Origin of the sequence: Streptomyces sp. NBC_01474, assembly GCF_035918215.1 — a bacterium.
Classification (GTDB): Bacteria; Actinomycetota; Actinomycetes; order Streptomycetales; family Streptomycetaceae; genus Streptomyces; species Streptomyces aureus.
Map to the genome: position 1 here is coordinate 5,459,640 of NZ_CP109449.1, position 17,010 is coordinate 5,476,649.

Consider the following 17,010-nt stretch of genomic DNA (forward strand, 5'->3'; position numbering starts at 1 on the left):
CCGCCACCTGTCAGGGACATGGGGATGCGCTGTGAGTCCGCACAGCGAAGGGGCCGGAACCGATCAACGGTTCCGGCCCCTTCGGACGACTGGCGGGTGCTACTTCTTCTCGCCCACCGGCTTGCGCAGCTGGATGTTCAGCTCGCGCAGGCGCGTCTCGTCGAGCTCCGTGGGCGCGCCCATCATCAGGTCCTGCGCGTTGCCGTTGAGCGGGAACGCGATGGTCTCGCGGATGTTCGGCTCGTCGGCGAGGAGCATGACGATGCGGTCGACGCCGGGGGCGATCCCGCCGTGCGGCGGGGCGCCGAAGCGGAACGCGCGGAGCATGCCCGCGAACTGCTCCTCGACGGTGTCACGGTCGTAGCCCGCGATCTCGAAGGCCTTGAGCATGATCTCGGGCTCATGGTTCCGGATCGCGCCGGAGGACAGTTCCGTGCCGTTGCAGACGATGTCGTACTGCCAGCCCAGGATGTCCAGCGGGTCCTTGGTCTCCAGGGCCTCGAGGCCGCCCTGCGGCATGGAGAACGGGTTGTGCGAGAAGTCGATCTTCCCGGTGTCCTCGTCCTTCTCGTACATCGGGAAGTCGACGATCCAGCAGAAGCGGAAGACGCCCTCCTCGAAGTGCCCGGCGCGCTTGGCGGCCTCGACACGGACGGCGCCCATGATCTTGGAGACCTCGTCGAACTCGCCCGCGCCGAAGAACACGGCGTGGCCGGCCTTCAGGCCGAGGCGCTCGGTGAGGACCTTGACGTTCTCGTCCGTGAGGAACTTCGCGATCGGGCCCGTGAGGGACCCGTCCTCGGCGACGCGGACCCAGGCGAGGCCCTTCGCACCCTGCTCGACCGCGTAGTCACCGAGGCCGTCGAAGAACTTGCGGGACTGCGACGCGGTGTCCGGGACGGGCAGCGCGCGCACGTGCTTCCCGGCGAACGCCTTGAACTCGGAGCCCTCGAACACGTCCGAGATGTCGACCAGTTCGAGCTGGGCGCGCAGGTCCGGCTTGTCCGAGCCGTACTTGAGCATCGACTCGCGGAACGGGATCCGCGGGAACGGGGACGTGACGTGGCGGCCGCCGCCGAACTCCTCGAAGAGCTCGGTCATCAGCTTCTCGATCGGCTGGAAGACGTCCTCCTGCTCGACGAAGGACATCTCCACGTCGAGCTGGTAGAACTCGCCCGGCGAGCGGTCCGCGCGGGCGTCCTCGTCACGGAAGCAGGGCGCGATCTGGAAGTAGCGGTCGAAGCCCGAGATCATCAGCAGCTGCTTGAACTGCTGCGGCGCCTGCGGCAGCGCGTAGAACTTGCCCGGGTTGAGGCGCGAGGGGACGACGAAGTCGCGGGCGCCCTCCGGGGAGGTGGCGCTGAGAATCGGCGTCGCCATCTCGTTGAACCCGAGGGCCACCATCTTGGAGCGGATGGAGGCGATGACGGACGAGCGCAGCATGATGTTGCGGTGCATGCGCTCGCGGCGCAGGTCGAGGAAGCGGTACTCCAGGCGCCGCTCCTCGTTCACCCCGTCGTCCGCGTTGATCGTGAACGGGATCTGCTGGGCCGCGCCGAGCACCTCGACCTCGGCGGCCTCGATCTCGATCTCGCCCGTGGGCAGCTCGGAGTTGACGTTGTCGGCGCCGCGCGAGACGACCTTGCCGTCGACGCGGACGACCGTCTCCTTGGTCAGCCTGTCGAGGACCTCGGCGGCCGCGGTACCGGGGCGGGCGACGAGCTGCGTGATCCCGTAGTGGTCCCGCAGATCGATGAAGAGGATGCCGCCCAGGTCGCGCCGATTGTGCAGCCAGCCGCTCAGCCGGACGTCGGATCCGACGTCAGAGGCGCGGAGCTCGCCGCAGGTGTGGGACCTGTACCGATGCATCGTCGTTCATCCAGTCTTTGCGATTGGGGATTGGCCGGGCATGCCCGAAGCCCCAGGGTACCGGCCGCCCCAAGATCGCTCTGCGAATAGTCTCGGTGGCCGTCCACGATCACCTCTTCTTAGAGTGGGGCCATGCGCACTGGTGACCCCCTGCCGCCCGTGGGGGACGTTCTCGCCGCCCTCGACACCGGTGTGTGGCGGTGGGACAACCGGGCCGGGCTGGTCACCTTCGACGCGGAGGCGGCCCGGCTGCTCGGCCTGCCCGCATCCCGGGTGACGCTGACGGAGGCCGCCGTACGCTCCCGTTTCCACCCCGTCGACTGGAACGAGATCTACGGCGTGGTGCAGCTCGCCGTCGCCGAGGGCACCCTCGCCGAGGCCCGGCTGCGGATCATGGACGATCAGGGCGTCGTCATCAGGACCGTACGCAGCCGCTCCAAGCCGCTCGTGCACGGCGACTCGCACGCGTACGAGCTGATCGGCACGCTCCAGGAGGTCAGCGAGCCCTCGCCCGGAACCGCGGCGCGTACTCCCGTGACCGGGGACTGGCGGCGCTCCCGCGAGGCGTTCCTGCTGGACGCCGGGCGGGCGCTCGCCGAGGCGGGGTCCACCGAGGAGGTCCTGCGGGTCGCGGCCGGGCTCTCCATGCCGGGGTTCTCGCCGGACGGCCTCGCCGTCTTCGGCGTCGGCGGCGACCGGCTCACGGTCATCGGACACCACGGGCACGAGCCGGGCGAGGAGGGGCCGTTCACGGACATGCCCCTGGACACCGACTATCCGGCAGCCGAGGTGGTGCGCACCGGCCGCGCCGTCTATCTGTCGTCGCCCGAGCAGTACCGCCTGCGCTACCAGGCCGCCTGGCCACTGGCCCAGCGCTTCCAGCGGCAGTCCTGGGCGTTCCTGCCGCTCATCGTGGCCGGCCACACCATAGGCACCTGGATGGCCGCGTTCGCCTACCCGGTGTCGTTCACGCCCGACGAGCGCTCCGTCCTGACGACGGTGGCGCGCATGCTGGCGCAGGCTCTGTCGCGCGCCGGGATCACCGAGTCGGAACGGGAGCTGACGGACGGACTCCAGCGCTCGATGCTGCCCACGCTCGGCCCCGAGATCCCGGGGATGAGCGTCGCCGCCCGCTATGTACCGACCGGCGGCGGCCTCCAGGTCGGCGGCGACTGGTACGACATGATCCCGCTGCCCACCGGGCGCATCGCGCTCGTCATCGGCGATGTGCAGGGGCACGACGTGCGGGCCGCCGGCCTGATGGGACAGCTGCGGATCGCGCTGCGGGCGTACGCGGCCGAGGGGCACCGCCCGGACGCCGTCCTCTCCCGCGCCTCCCGCTTCTTGTACGGGGTCACCGACTCCATCACGTACGGCTCCACGGGCGGCCCCGGCAAGGGCATCGAGAAGGGCTCGGAGGCGGGCGACCCGCGCTTCGCGACCTGTCTGTACGTGGAGGCCGACCCGAAGACGGGAATCCTGGAGATCGCCCGCGCCGGCCATCCCGACCCCGCGATACGCATGACCGACGGGACGGTCCTGGTACGGCCCACCGCGGGCGGGCTGCCCCTCGGCGTCGACCCCGACGCCGACTACCCCACGACCCGGCTCACCCTCGAACCCGGCGACACCCTGCTGATCTGCACCGACGGCCTCATCGAGACGGGCGGCCACGACCTCGACACCGGCTGGGCCCGCATCCGCGGCATCCTCGAGGAGCACGGCGGGCACGGGGAGCACTCCACCGACCCCGACCGCCTGGAGGACCTGGCCGACGCGCTCGTGCGAGCCGTGCACGGCCCCTCCTCGCACTACACGACGGGCCCACTCGCCGACCGGCGCGAGGACGACATAGCGGTGCTGCTCCTCGCCAGGACGGGCCTGCCCGAGGCGCCCGTGCCCGCGCGCCGCACCGCGATGACCGTCGCCCAGGCCGAGCCGGAGCGGGTCGCCGCCGCCCGTCAGCACCTGCGCGAGCTGCTGCACGACTGGACCGACGAGGACCAGGTCGACTCGGCGGTCCTGATGATCTCGGAGATGCTCACGAACGTCCTCGTCCACACGGACGGTGACGCGCTCCTGGTCGCCGAGGTCGCCGACGGGCCCGCGCGGCGGCTGCGCGCCGAGGTCGCCGACGCCAGCGACGACCTGCCGCACAAGCGCCACCCGGGCGAGCTCGCGTCATCCGGGCGCGGCCTCGTACTGATGGAGCTGCTCGCCGACCGCTGGGGCGTGGACCCGAGGGGCGAGGGCAAGAGCATCTGGTTCGAGCTCTACGAGTCCTCGGCCGACGTCTCACGTGAACCCCCCGACGGCGCCGACGGCCCCTCGCCTGCGGAGTAGCGCTTGCGCATCTCCCCGATCACCCCGAAGGCGGCCGCCGTCAACGGCACCGCGAGCAGCATGCCGAGGATGCCCGCGACGGAGGCGCCCGCCGTGATCGCCAGCATCACCATCGCGGGATGCATCTGCACGGTGCGGGACTGGATCATCGGCTGAAGGATGTGGCCCTCCAGCTGCTGCACGGCCAGGATGACGCCGAGTGCCCACAGGGCGGTCACCCAGCCCCGGTCGGCGAGTGCCACCAGGACGGCCACCGCGCCGGAGATCGTCGCCCCGAGGTAGGGGATGTACGCGGTGACGAAGACCAGGGAGCCGAGCCCGACCGCGCCGGGCACCCGCAGGATGAGCAGGCCGACGGTGATGCAGATCGAGTCGATGAGCGCGATCAGCGTGGTCCCGCGCATGAAGCCCTCGACGGCCTGGAAGGCACGCCGCCCCATTGCCTCCAGGACTTCCCCGGCACGGCCGGGCGCGAGGCTGTGCGCGAGACCCGCGGCGCGGTCGGAGTCCTTGAGGAAGAAGAACGTGAGCAGGAGGGCGAGAACGCTGGTCGTGAGGAGCGAGCCGAGGACGGTGAGCCCGGCGATCACTCCGCTCGCGGCGCTGGCGCCCCACTTGGACAGCAGCTTCTGGAGGCTGCCGGCGGCGGATCCGAGGTCGTCGGCCACGGTGATACCGAAGTGGCTCTTGATCCAGCTGCCGGCCTGCCGCACCGAGTCGACGATCTGGTCGCCGGTGTCGATGAGGGTCTTGACGACGATGTAGCCGGCACCGCCGACGACTGCGACGAGGGCGACACACGTGAGGGCGGCGGCGAGCGCCCGGTTGACCTTCCTGCGGATCAGCCAGCCGTGCACCGGCCCGAGCAGGGCCGTGCCGAGCAGGGCGAGCAGCAGGGGCGTGACGGCTGTCTTGAAGACGATGCACAGCCAGACACCGACGGCCGCCACCCCGGTGACGAGCAGCGCCAGGGCGCACCAGGCGGCGGTACGGCGGGCTGGTTCGGGAAGAAGCGGCTTACCTGTACCTGTGTGCACCTCCCCAGGGCATCACGCGGGCGTGGCCCCGACCTTCCGGACGGGGCCACGCGAGTGACGGGCAATCAGATGCCGCTTACGTGTGCGGGATCCGCTCTCCCGGGATGACCCCGAGCCGGCCCGCCTGGAAGTCCTCGAACGCCTGCTGGAGTTCGTCGCGGGTGTTCATGACGAACGGTCCGTAGTGCGCCATCGGCTCCCGGATCGGGCGGCCGCCCAGGAGGACGACCTCGAGGTCCGGGGTGTTGGAGTCCTGCGTCTCGTCCGCCCGGACGGTCAGCGAGGAGCCCGCGCCGAAGACGGCGGTCTGGCCCATGTGGACCGGCCTGCGGTCGGTGCCGACGGTGCCGCGGCCGGCGAGGACGTACGCGAGGCCGTTGAACTCCTCGCGCCACGGCAGCGTCAGCTCGGCGCCGGGGCGGACGGTCGCGTGGACCATCGTGATCGGCGTGTGCGTGATGCCGGGGCCGTCGTGGCCGTCGAGCTCACCCGCGATGACGCGCAGCAGGGCGCCGCCGTCGGCGGTGGTGAGGAGCTTGACCTGGCCACCGCGGATGTCCTGGTAGCGGGGGTCCTTCATCTTGTCGGCGGCCGGAAGGTTCACCCACAGCTGGAGGCCGTGGAAGAGCCCGCCGGACATGACGAGCGCCTCCGGCGGCGCCTCGATGTGCAGGAGGCCCGAGCCGGCCGTCATCCACTGGGTGTCGCCGTTGGTGATGGTGCCGCCACCGCCGTTGGAGTCCTGGTGAACGAAGGTGCCGTCGATGATGTAGGTGACGGTCTCGAAGCCGCGGTGCGGGTGCCAGGGCGTGCCCTTGGGCTCTCCGGGCGCGTACTCCACCTCACCCATCTGGTCCATCATGATGAACGGGTCGAGGTGCTTGTAGTTGATCCCGGCGAACGCTCGGCGCACCGGGAAGCCCTCGCCCTCGAATCCGCTGGGCGCGGTCGTCACGGCCAGTACGGGGCGGGCCACGGCGTCGGCGGACGCGGCCACACGGGGCAGGGTCAGCGGGTTTTCGACGGTCACTGCAGGCATGTCGGGACCTCCTTGTGCTCGGAGTTTAGTTGAACGTAGAACTTTCTGCCACCTGGAACGCGGAACGCCCGGAGGGAATTCCCTCCGGGCGTTGCTGGTGCCTGCGTGTGCGGTGACCGCTAGCCGTACATCCGGCGCATCGCGAAGTCGACCATCTGCTCGACCGCCTTGGCGTCGAAGACCATCCGGTGCTCGCCCTCCATGTCGAGGACGAAGCCGTACCCGGTCGGGAGCAGGTCGATCACCTCGGCGCCGGTGATCACGAAGTACTTGGACTCCTTGCCCGCGTACCTGCGCAGCTCCTTGAGCGAGGTGAACATCGGGATGACCGGCTGCTGGGTGTTGTGCAGCGCGAGGAAGCCGGGGTTGTCGCCGCGCGGGCAGTAGACCTTCGACGTGGCGAAGATCTGCTGGAAGTCCTCGGCGGACATCGAGCCCGTGGTGAAGGCGCGGACCGCGTCCGCCAGCGACGGAGGTGACGGCTCCGGATACAGCGGCGGCGCCTGCTGGCCGTACCCGCCCTGCATGCCCTGCTGCGGCGGCGCGTACTGCTGCCCGGGTCCCGCGGTCTGGTCGTAGCCGTACATGAGGGCCAGACTACCGAGCGGGGGCCGGAGCGCGGGCTCCGTTAGACCCTGCTCACATTGGCGGATCAGGGGTTGCGCGTTATTACCGACGGGTAGCATCATCGTAGGCACTTGCTACTTGCGAGTAGTGCGTGTTTACGAATATCCCGCTTCCAGCCAAACGGAGCCGTCGCCATGGGGCACTACAAGTCGAATCTCCGCGACATCGAGTTCAACCTCTTCGAGGTGCTCGGGCGCGACAAGCTGTACGGCAGCGGCCCGTTCGCGGAGATGGACGTCGACACCGCCAAGAGCATCCTCGACGAGGTCGCCCGCCTCGCCGAGAACGAGCTGGCCGAGTCCTTCACGGACGCCGACCGCAACCCGCCGGTCTTCGACCCGGAGACCAACACCGCTCCGGTACCGGCCAGTTTCAAGAAGTCGTACCAGGCCTTCATGGACTCCGAGTACTGGCGCCTGGGCCTGCCCGAGGAGATCGGCGGCACCACCTCCCCGCGCTCCCTGATCTGGGCCTACGCGGAGCTGCTGCTCGGCTCGAACCCGGCGATCTGGATGTACTGCTCCGGCCCGGCCTTCGCCGGCATCCTCTTCGAGGAGGGCAACGAGGCGCAGAAGAAGGTCGCCGAGATCGCCGTCGAGAAGCAGTGGGGCTCGACGATGGTCCTGACCGAGCCGGACGCCGGCTCGGACGTGGGCGCCGGCCGCACCAAGGCCGTCCAGCAGGAGGACGGCTCCTGGCACATCGAGGGCGTGAAGCGCTTCATCACGTCCGGTGAGCACGACATGTCGGAGAACATCCTCCACTACGTGCTCGCGCGCCCCGAGGGCCACGGCCCCGGCACCAAGGGCCTCTCCCTCTTCCTGGTCCCGAAGTTCCACTTCGACTGGGAGACCGGCGAGCTGGGCGAGCGCAACGGCGTCTACGCGACGAACGTCGAGCACAAGATGGGCCTCAAGGCGTCCAACACCTGCGAGATGACGTTCGGCGACCAGCACCCCGCCAAGGGCTGGCTCATCGGCGACAAGCACGACGGCATCCGCCAGATGTTCCGCATCATCGAGTTCGCCCGCATGATGGTCGGCACGAAGGCGATCTCCACGCTGTCGACGGGCTACCTGAACGCGCTGGAGTACGCCAAGGAGCGCGTCCAGGGCCCCGACCTGGCCCAGTTCATGGACAAGACCGCCCCCAAGGTCACCATCACGCACCACCCGGACGTGCGCCGCTCGCTCATGACGCAGAAGGCGTACGCGGAGGGCATGCGCGCGCTCGTGCTGCACACCGCCGCCGTCCAGGACGACATCGCGGTCAAGGAGGCCACGGGCGAGGACGCGTCGCAGCTCCACGCCCTCAACGACCTCCTCCTGCCGATCGTGAAGGGCTACGGCTCGGAGAAGGCCTACGAGCAGCTGGCGCAGTCGCTCCAGACCTTCGGCGGCTCGGGTTACCTCCAGGAGTACCCGATCGAGCAGTACATCCGCGACGCCAAGATCGACACCCTCTACGAGGGCACCACCGCGATCCAGGGCCAGGACTTCTTCTTCCGGAAGATCGTCCGCAACCAGGGCGCCGCGCTCAACGGCCTCGCCGAGGAGATCAAGAAGTTCCTCGCGGTCGGCACGGGCGGCGAGGAGCTCGCCCCGGCCCGCGAGTCGCTCGCCAAGGCGGCCGTCGAGCTGGAGGCCATCGTCGGCGTCATGCTGACCGACCTCGCGGCCACCGAGCAGGACACCAAGAACATCTACAAGGTGGGCCTCAACACCACCCGCCTGCTGCTCGCCTCCGGCGACGTGGTCGTCGGCTTCCTGCTGCTGCGCGGCGCCGCCGTCGCCGCCGAGAAGCTGGAGACCGCCTCCGCCAAGGACCAGGCCTTCTACCAGGGCAAGATCGCCGCCGCGAAGTTCTTCGCCGCGAACGTCCTGCCGGGCGTCGGCCTGGAGCGCCGCCTCTCCGAGAAGGTCGACCTCGACCTGATGGAGCTGGACGAGGCCGCGTTCTAGTCCCCGGCCCGCCCGCAGTCACCGGCGCCGCCACCCGGACACATCCGGGTGGCGGCGCCGTCGTATCGAGATCGGCCGAACCCTACGGCCGCACCCGCGCGGACCCCCCGCACGCCGGGCCGAAGGCTCGTTAGGCTGGCCCGCATGAGCAACCCCTCCCGCTTCGACCGCGGTCACACCGACGACCTCATGTCCTTCCTCGCGGCCAGCCCCTCGCCGTACCACGCCGTGGCGAACGCCGCCTCGCGCCTGGAGAAGGCCGGATTCCGCCAGGTCGCCGAGACCGACGCGTGGGACGGGACGACGGGCGGCAAGTACGTGACGCGCGGCGGCGCGATCGTGGCGTGGTACGTCCCCGAGGGCGCCGCGCCGCACACCCCCTTCCGCATCGTCGGCGCGCACACCGACTCACCGAACCTGCGCGTCAAGCCGCTGCCCGACATGGGCTCGCAGGGCTGGCGGCAGGTCGCCGTCGAGATCTACGGCGGCCCGCTCCTCAACTCCTGGCTCGACCGGGACCTCGGACTCGCGGGCCGGCTCACCCTGCGGGACGGCTCGACGCGGCTCGTGAACATCGACCGGGCACTGCTGCGCGTGCCGCAGCTCGCCATCCACATGGACCGCTCCGTCCACACCGACGGCCTCAAGCTCGACAAGCAGAAGCACATGCAGCCCATCTGGGGCCTCGGCGACGACGTCCACGAGGGCGGCCTCATCCGGTTCCTGGAGGAGGAGTACGGCCTCGCCGAGGGCGACGTCACCGGGTGGGACCTGATGACCCACCCCGTCGAGGCGCCCGCCTACCTCGGCCGCGACAAGGAGCTCGTCGCCGGACCCCGCATGGACAACCTCCTGTCCGTGCACGCGGGAACGGCCGCCCTCGCCGCCGTGTCCGCCTCGGACGACCTCCCCTACATCCCGGTCCTCGCCGCCTTCGACCACGAGGAGAACGGGTCGCAGTCCGACACCGGCGCCGACGGACCACTGCTCGGCGGCGTCCTGGAGCGTTCGGTGTTCGCGCGCGGAGGCAGTTACGAGGACAAGGCCCGCGCCTTCGCCGGGACGGTGTGCCTGTCGTCCGACACCGGGCACGCCGTGCACCCCAACTACGCCGAGCGCCACGACCCCACCCACCACCCGCGCGCCGGCGGCGGCCCCATCCTCAAGGTCAACGTCAACAACCGCTACGCCACCGACGGTTCGGGCCGCGCCGTGTTCGCCGCCGCGTGCGAGAAGGCCGGCGTGCCCTTCCAGTCGTTCGTCTCCAACAACGCCATGCCCTGCGGCACCACGATCGGCCCGATCACGGCGGCCCGCCACGGCATCAAGACCGTCGACATCGGCGTCGCGATCCTCTCCATGCACAGCGTCCGCGAACTGTGTGCCGCCGACGACCCGTTCCTTCTCGCCAACGCGCTGGTGGCGTTCCTGGAGGGCTGAGCGGCCCCCTGAAGGGCCGAGCGGGCCCCTCGGGACCAGCTTTTGAACCTGTCCATGGAGTACCGGTCCGGCGTACGATCGCCGCTGCACGCACGCCTCTTCAGGCGCAGCAGCGCCTGAGCCGTGCCTTCAGTCCTGTGGGGGGACTCCTTGAACAGTCTCAGCAACCGCTCGCGCCTGCCCGGAAAGAGAGCGCGGCTGGAGGTGCTGGCCTGCGCCTCCGTCATCGTCGGGGTGGCACTCGGACCTGTGCCGGCGGCCCACGCCGACACGGGTGTCGCGCCCGAGCTCGTCTACGCGACCGACCACGGCCCGTCCAGCGGGATCGTCGCCGTGTCCGCACAGTCGGACAGCGCCATCACCTCGATCACGGCACATCTGTACGCCGCCGACGCGCCCGCCGACGCCCCGGAGGTCGCCACCATCGACTCCTTCCGGCAGGACTCCGGCACCGACCACCAGGGCGTCTGGCTCGCCTCCGAAGCGGTGCACCTCGCCGACCTCGGCACGTATCGCATCGTGGTCGACCTGACCGACGCCGACGGCGACACCTCGCACACGGAGAGCCGCAACCAGTTCTGGTACGTACGCACGATCGACCTGCAGGACTACCAGGTCTCGCCCATGCAGCCCGACTACAGCCACCAGAACGTCTCGGTCAGCGGCCGCTACACGGTCCTCGACCCGCGCACCGGTAAGACGACGGCCGCCGTGGACAAGCCCGTGGTGATCCACACTCCCGAGGCCTCCGAACTCACGGTGGCCACGGACTCCGAGGGGAAGTTCGCCGGTTCGTTCACGCTCACCCAGGAGTACGGCGGCCTCGTCAGCACCTGGCTCCAGGGGGTGGACAACGCCTACCAGGTCACCGACGACGGCGACAACGCGTACGTCACGCCCGCCGCCGCGGACACCCGGATGACCCTCGACAGCACCGAACTGGGCGTCAAGGAAGGCCAGTCGGCGACGATTTCCGGCCGCGCCGAGGTATACACGCAGGGCCGCTGGCAACCGCTCACCGGCGCCAGGGTCGACGCGGTGTGGCAGAGCGACAACGGCAGCGCCGCCACTCGGTCGGTGACCGACGCCCAGGGCCACTTCTCCGGCAAGATCCTGATGCCGCGCACGGGAACGGTCGAGGTACAGAGCGCGAGGGGCACCTACCTCAAGGCCAGCCCGACCGCGCAGGTCAAGGTGCACGTCGCCCGAAAGACGTCGATCAGCGACTTCTCCGCATCACTGAACAAGTACTCCCAGCTCACAGCCAAGGGCCGCCTCCACACGGGCAGCAGCATCCCGGGCGACGCGGACAACCGGGTCCAGCTCCAGTACTCGGCCGACGGCACGACCGGCTGGACCACCCTGAAGACCGTCACACCCGGATCCGGCGACCCCGAGGCGGGCGCCCCCTTCAAGGGCACCTTCGACGCGCCCTACAAGGGCTACTACCGGGCCTACTTCAAGGGCAGCGCAGAATGGCAGCCCTCCTACAGCCCCGTCCTCTACGTCAAGCGCACCAAGACCCGCATCATTGACGGCAACGCCTCACCGGAGCCGGTCGCCAAGGGGCGCACCATCACCGTAAAGGGCAAGCTCCAGAAGTACACGTCGTCCGCCTGGCACGCCTACGGAAGCCAGACGGTGAAGATCCTCTTCCGGCCCAAGGGGTCGACCACCTGGTACGACATGGGCAACACCACGACCCGCTCCGACGGCACCTTCAGCCGGGGCTACACCGCCCAGAGGGACGGCACATGGGTCGCGGAGCTGCTCTACCCGGACAGCACCCACCTGGCGAGCGCGGGCCGCGAGGACTACGTCGACGTGAGGTGACCCCTCGGAAGGGCCACGTCACGTGCCCTGGGGCGCTACCCCTCGTCCATCCCCGCCAGCACCAGCGGCAGGCGCTGGGCGGCGCCCTCGACGAGACGGACCGGGACACCCCAGTCCTGCTGGTGGACGTGGCACGCGGGGTACTCGTTGGCGGGGTCGTCGTCGCAGGACGCGGCCATGGCCGAGACGTGCAGGACGCCCTCCGGGACCTCGGGGTTGAGGGTGAGGGTGCGGGCCAGGTCGGTGTCCGCGCCCTCGCCGGCCAGCAGCAGCTCCGGCGGGGTCGACGAGACCAGCAGGCGCGTCGAGGGCCCGTACCGGGTGTCGAGCTTCTGACCCGCCGGGGCCTGGAAGATCACGTCCAGCCTCAGCTCGCCCGCGGCGACCTCGGTCGCCGCGCGCTGCGTCCGGTGCGCGACCGCCTCGACCCGCACGGCCTCCTCCGGAAGCCGCAGCCGCGTCAGCCGGTGTCGCGCCGACTCCACCACGACGATGTCGTCCCCCACCAGCACCGCGTCACTGGGTTCCCGCAGGTCCGTCGCCAGCGTGGTGACCTCACCGGTCGCCGGGTCGTAGCGGCGCAGGGCGTGGTTGTACGTGTCCGAGACCGCGACCGAGCCGTCCGGCAGGGCCGTCACGCCCAACGGGTGCTGGAACAAGGCCTGTTCGGCGGCGCCGTCCCGGTGCCCGAAGTCGAAGAGACCCGTACCGACCGCCGTGTGCACGGCGCCGTCCAGGTCGACGTACCGCAGCGCGGACGTCTCCGAGTCGGCCACCCACAGCCGCTCGCCGGTCGCCGCGAGCCCGGACGGCTGCGCGAACCACGCCTCGGCCCCCGGCCCGTCGACGAGCCCCTCATTCGTCGTGCCCGCCGCGACGGCGACACTCTTCGTCTCCGGGTCGTACGTCCACAGCTGGTGCACGCCCGCCATGGCGATCCACACCTTGCCGCCGAAGACGGCGACGTCCCACGGCGAGGACAGCGACACCTCGAGGGCGGGGCCGCTGGTCGGCGCGCCCTGCCACCACTGCCGGCCCGTACCCGCGAGCGTCGTGATGTCCCCGCTCGCGAGGTCCACGGCCTTCAGCGAGTGGTGCACCGTGTCGGCCACGACGACGGTCGCGTCGTCGAGGAGCGCGAGGCCCTGCGGCTCGTTGAAGTCGCCGGGCGAGCCGATCCGCCGTACGACGCTCTCGCCGTCCTCGGCCAGCTCGACGAGCTGGTGCCGGGTCGTGTCGGAGACCAGGAAGTTCCCGGACGGCAGCGCGAGCGCCTTGCCGGGGAAGCGCAGATCCGTCGCGACCGGCTCGGGGGCGACGTACGGCCCGTCGCCGCGGCGCAGCGTCCCCTTCGCGCCGTGCTCCGCCTCCAGCTGCTCGACCAGCTTCTCGATGGCGTGGGCGTGCCCCTCGCCGGCGTGCTGCGCGACGACGTACCCCTCGGGGTCGATCACCGCGAGCGTGGGCCAGGCCCGCACGGCGTACTGCTTCCAGGTCGCCAGCTCGGGGTCGTCGAGGACGGGGTGCTCGACGTTGTACCGCTCGACGGCGTCGACCACGGCGGCGTGCTCGGCCTCGTGCACGAACTTCGGCGAGTGCACCCCGACGATCACGACGGTGTCCCGGTGCTTCTCCTCGAGCTCACGCAGCTCGTCGAGGACATGCAGACAATTCACACAACAGAATGTCCAGAAATCCAGAATGACGATGCGTCCCCGCAAATCGGCCAGGCTGTATTGCTTACCGCCCGTATTGAGCCAGCCGCCCTTGCCGATGAGCTCGGGGGCACGGACACGGGCGCGACGGGGCGCGGGGTCGACATCGTTCATGGGTCAAGGGTGCCACTAAGCGAGCGCATGCCCCGTAGTGGCATCCACATGATCAGGGACGTCGTCGTGGTGGTCCCCGACCGTGGGGGTGCCGGTGGGCTCCAGGAGGAGGATCGAGGCGCCCTTCGGGGAGCGCGGCTTGTGCCACGTCCCGCGCGGAACCGTGAAGACCGAGCCCCGGGGCAGGACGACATCGCGCTCGCCCGCCGGCTCCCGCAGGGCGATGGTCAGCTCGCCGTCGACGACCAGGAAGAACTCGTCCGTGTCGTCGTGTACGTGCCAGACGTGATCCCCCTCGACCTTCGCGACGCGGACGTCGTAGTCGTTGACGCGGGTGACGATGCGGGGGCTCCACAGGGCGTCGAAGGAGGCCAGGGCCTCGTCGAGGGCGATCGGCGTGTTCTCGCGGGTGGTCATACGTCGATCCTGCGCCCGGCACCGATCCGCGGCGAGTGCTAGAAATCGCATATGGCGAAAGAATCCTCGCAGCGCCGCTCACCGGACCTGTCGCAGCGCCCACCGCACCGCGTCGTGGTGATCGTCGACGAGAACTCCAACCCCTTCGAGCTGTCCTGCGCCATCGAGGTCTTCGGCCTGCGCCGGCCCGAACTCGGCCGTGAGCTGTACGACTTCCAGCTCTGCTCGCCCCAGTCGCGGACGGTGATGCGGGACGGGTTCTTCACGCTGACCGACGTGGCCGATCTCGACACGGCCGAGTCCGCGGACACGCTGATCGTGCCCAACCGGCCCGACACCGACGTGCCGAGGCGGCCCGCCGTCCTCAATGCCGTGCGCCGAGCGCACGCGCGGGGCGCCCGGCTCATCGGGTTCTGCTCAGGCGCGTTCACCATCGCCGAGGCCGGGCTCCTCGACGGGCGCCGGGCCGCCTGCCACTGGATGTGGGCGGACTCCTTCCGCTCCCGCTTCCCCGAGGTACGCCTCGAGCCCGACGTGCTGTTCGTGGACGACGGGGACATCCTCACCGCGTCCGGCAGCGCGTCCGCGCTCGATCTCGGACTGCACGTCGTACGCCGTGACCACGGCGCCGAGATCGCCAACGCGGTGTCCCGGCGGCTCGTGTTCGCCGCCCACCGGGACGGCGGCCAGCGGCAGTTCGTGGAGCGGCCCGTGCCCGCGGTCCCGGACGAGTCTCTCGCGCCGCTGCTCGCGTGGGCGCAGGAGCGGATCGGTGCGCCGCTGAGCGTGGCCGACCTCGCCGCGCACGCCGCGGTCAGCCCCGCCACCCTGCACCGCCGCTTCCGCGCCGAACTCGGCACGACCCCGCTGGCCTGGCTCACCGGCGAACGGGTCGCCCTGGCCTGCCGCCTCATCGAACGCGGCGAGGAACGCCTCGACGTGGTGGCCGCCCGCAGCGGCCTGGGCACCGCCGCGAACCTGCGCGCCCGGCTCCGCCGGGAGACGGGCCTGAGCCCGTCGGCATACCGCAGAAGGTTCGGCCGGGGCCCCGCGGAGGCGGCGCTGCCGCAACCCGGGACCGCATCCCGGTAGCCGCCACGGGCCCCGGCGGCGCGTCTGCGGGCGGAGCGGGTGGCGCGTGGCCGACGCTTGGCAGCTATGACGGACGACAGTTCACGAAGCGGCTCCCCCGGCAAGCTGACCAGGGTCGCGCGGTGGGGCGCCGGGCGGGCGGCCGAACTGCGCGAACGGCTGCCGTTCATCACGAGCCTGACCCGGCAGATGGTCGACGTGAGCCTCCTGGACTCCTCGACCCGGCTCGCCGCACAGGCCTTTCTGACGGCGATCCCGGTGTTCATCGCCGTCGCCGCGTTCGCCCCGCCGTCCGTACGCGGCCAGCTCATCGACTCGGCCACATACGCGCTCGGGCTCTCCGGGGCCTCCCTCGACCAGGTCCGGCTGGCGTTCGGGACGTCCGACGACCCCACTCGCGAGACCTCCGGGACCGTCGGCATCCTCGTCACGCTGGTGTCGGCGACCGCGTGCAGCCGTGCCCTGCAACGCGTGTGCGAGCGCTCCTGGCACCTGCCGTCGGCGGGCCTGCGCCTCATCGCGTGGCGGTGGGTGGTGTGGCTCCTGGTGTGGCTGGCCGCGCTCGTGGTCCAGGGGCTGGTGCGCGACGGATTCGGAGCGGGTGCCTGGCTCGGACTGCCCCTGTCGTGCGTGTCGAGCATCCTGCTGTGGTGGTGGACGCAGCATCTGCTGCTCGGCAGCCGGGTGGCGTGGCTCCCCCTGCTGCCGGGCGCCGTCCTGACCGGCATCGGCGTGGTCGTCCTGGCCTGGGCGTCGCGCTTCTACATGCCGCGCACGCTGAACCGTTCCCTGGCCGCCTTCGGCCCCCTCGGCATGGTGTTCACCGTGCTGTCGTGGCTCATCGTGCTGTTCACGGTCGTCTGCGTGGGGATCGCCACGGGATACGTCCTCGCCCATGAACGGCCCCTCGCCCGCCGGCTCGGGACACCGCCGCCCGGGTGACCGGCGCGAGTCCTCACGCGCGGGCTGGGCACCCTTCGACGTATGAGATACGAAGTTCGAGAGCGGCTCTTCGCGGTGGGCGAGGACTACTGGATCGAGGACGAGCAGGGCCACAAGGCCTTCCTCGTCGACGGCAAGGCGATGCGCCTGCGGGACACCTTCGAGCTGAAGGGGCCCGACGGGCGGGTGCTCATCGACATCCACGAGAAGATGTTCGCCCTGCGCGACACGATGGTCATCGAGCGCGGCGACGAGGCCCTCGCCAAGATCAAGCGCAAGCGCCTGTCGCTGCTGCGCAACCACTACCGGGTCGAACTGGTCGACGGCACCGAGCTCGACGTCAGCGGAAAGATCATGGACCGCGAGTTCGTCGTCGAGTACGACGGCGAGATGCTCGCCCACATCTCGCGCCGCTGGCTCCGGGTCCGCGACACGTACGGCGTCGACGTCATCCGTGAGGACGCGGACCCGGCGCTGCTCATCGCCATCGCGGTGTGCGTGATCCACCTGGCGGAGAAGGAGCGGGGGGACGACTGACAAATGACGGCTGACAGATGACAGATGACAGCTGTCGGCGAGCG

General features: G+C 70.4%; 13 protein-coding genes. 7 read left to right on the top strand and 6 right to left on the bottom strand.

Translation table 11 applies throughout. The features are described from left to right. Positions 1–99: 99 nt before the first annotated feature. On the bottom strand, positions 100–1,869 hold the full coding sequence (gene aspS, locus OG758_RS25030; RefSeq protein WP_326712026.1) for an aspartate--tRNA ligase: 1,770 nt from the start codon (positions 1,867–1,869) through the stop codon (positions 100–102). 132 nt (positions 1,870–2,001) lie between these two features. On the opposite strand from aspS, the gene OG758_RS25035 reads away from it, so the two are divergent. Next, positions 2,002–4,212, top strand: a complete 2,211-nt coding sequence (locus tag OG758_RS25035; RefSeq protein ID WP_326712027.1) for a SpoIIE family protein phosphatase — start codon at positions 2,002–2,004, stop codon at positions 4,210–4,212. On the opposite strand, the gene OG758_RS25040 is transcribed toward OG758_RS25035, so the two are convergent. The 3 genes from OG758_RS25040 to OG758_RS25050 form a co-directional block, all read right to left on the bottom strand. Next, positions 4,143–5,249 carry an AI-2E family transporter gene (locus OG758_RS25040; RefSeq protein WP_326712028.1) on the bottom strand — a complete coding sequence of 369 codons (1,107 nt, stop codon included), beginning with the start codon at positions 5,247–5,249 and terminating at the stop codon, positions 4,143–4,145. The genes OG758_RS25035 and OG758_RS25040 overlap by 70 nt on opposite strands. Positions 5,250–5,325: 76 nt before the next feature. After that, the gene (locus tag OG758_RS25045) at positions 5,326–6,288 is read right to left on the bottom strand and encodes a pirin family protein (RefSeq protein ID WP_326712029.1); all 963 of its coding nucleotides are present in this window, start codon (positions 6,286–6,288) and stop codon (positions 5,326–5,328) included. 119 nt (positions 6,289–6,407) lie between these two features. Further along, on the bottom strand, positions 6,408–6,875 hold the full coding sequence (locus OG758_RS25050; protein WP_100596474.1) for an SseB family protein: 468 nt from the start codon (positions 6,873–6,875) through the stop codon (positions 6,408–6,410). Between the two features lie 174 nt (positions 6,876–7,049). Between OG758_RS25050 and OG758_RS25055 the strand changes: the two genes are divergently transcribed. The 3 genes from OG758_RS25055 to OG758_RS25065 all read left to right on the top strand — a co-directional run bounded on the left by OG758_RS25055 (position 7,050) and on the right by OG758_RS25065 (position 12,149). Then, positions 7,050–8,876, top strand: coding sequence for an acyl-CoA dehydrogenase (locus OG758_RS25055; protein WP_326712030.1), 1,827 nt, complete (start codon positions 7,050–7,052; stop codon positions 8,874–8,876). Positions 8,877–9,020: 144 nt separating this feature from the next. Continuing rightward, a complete protein-coding gene (locus tag OG758_RS25060; protein WP_326712031.1) occupies positions 9,021–10,316 on the top strand; it encodes a M18 family aminopeptidase in 1,296 nt (431 codons plus the stop codon). A gap of 150 nt (positions 10,317–10,466) precedes the next feature. After that, a complete protein-coding gene (locus OG758_RS25065) occupies positions 10,467–12,149 on the top strand; it encodes a hypothetical protein (RefSeq protein ID WP_326712032.1) in 1,683 nt (560 codons plus the stop codon). 35 nt (positions 12,150–12,184) lie between these two features. Here OG758_RS25065 and OG758_RS25070 read toward each other — a convergent pair whose 3' ends face one another. Beyond that, positions 12,185–13,978 carry an NHL domain-containing thioredoxin family protein gene (locus OG758_RS25070; RefSeq protein WP_326712033.1) on the bottom strand — a complete coding sequence of 598 codons (1,794 nt, stop codon included), beginning with the start codon at positions 13,976–13,978 and terminating at the stop codon, positions 12,185–12,187. 15 nt (positions 13,979–13,993) lie between these two features. After that, positions 13,994–14,395, bottom strand: coding sequence for a cupin domain-containing protein (locus OG758_RS25075; protein ID WP_116511984.1), 402 nt, complete (start codon positions 14,393–14,395; stop codon positions 13,994–13,996). A 51-nt stretch (positions 14,396–14,446) separates the two neighbouring features. Here OG758_RS25075 and OG758_RS25080 point away from each other — a divergent pair, with 51 nt between their 5' ends. From OG758_RS25080 to OG758_RS25090, 3 genes are all read left to right on the top strand, one after another. Beyond that, positions 14,447–15,487 carry a GlxA family transcriptional regulator gene (locus tag OG758_RS25080; RefSeq protein ID WP_326712034.1) on the top strand — a complete coding sequence of 347 codons (1,041 nt, stop codon included), beginning with the start codon at positions 14,447–14,449 and terminating at the stop codon, positions 15,485–15,487. 66 nt (positions 15,488–15,553) lie between these two features. Then, entirely contained in the window at positions 15,554–16,429 is an 876-nt protein-coding gene (locus OG758_RS25085) for a YhjD/YihY/BrkB family envelope integrity protein (RefSeq protein WP_326712035.1), read from the top strand. Positions 16,430–16,471: 42 nt separating this feature from the next. Further along, positions 16,472–16,966: an LURP-one-related/scramblase family protein gene (locus OG758_RS25090; protein ID WP_326712036.1), complete on the top strand. Its 495-nt coding sequence runs from the start codon at positions 16,472–16,474 to the stop codon at positions 16,964–16,966. The last annotated feature ends 44 nt before the right edge of the window (positions 16,967–17,010 follow it).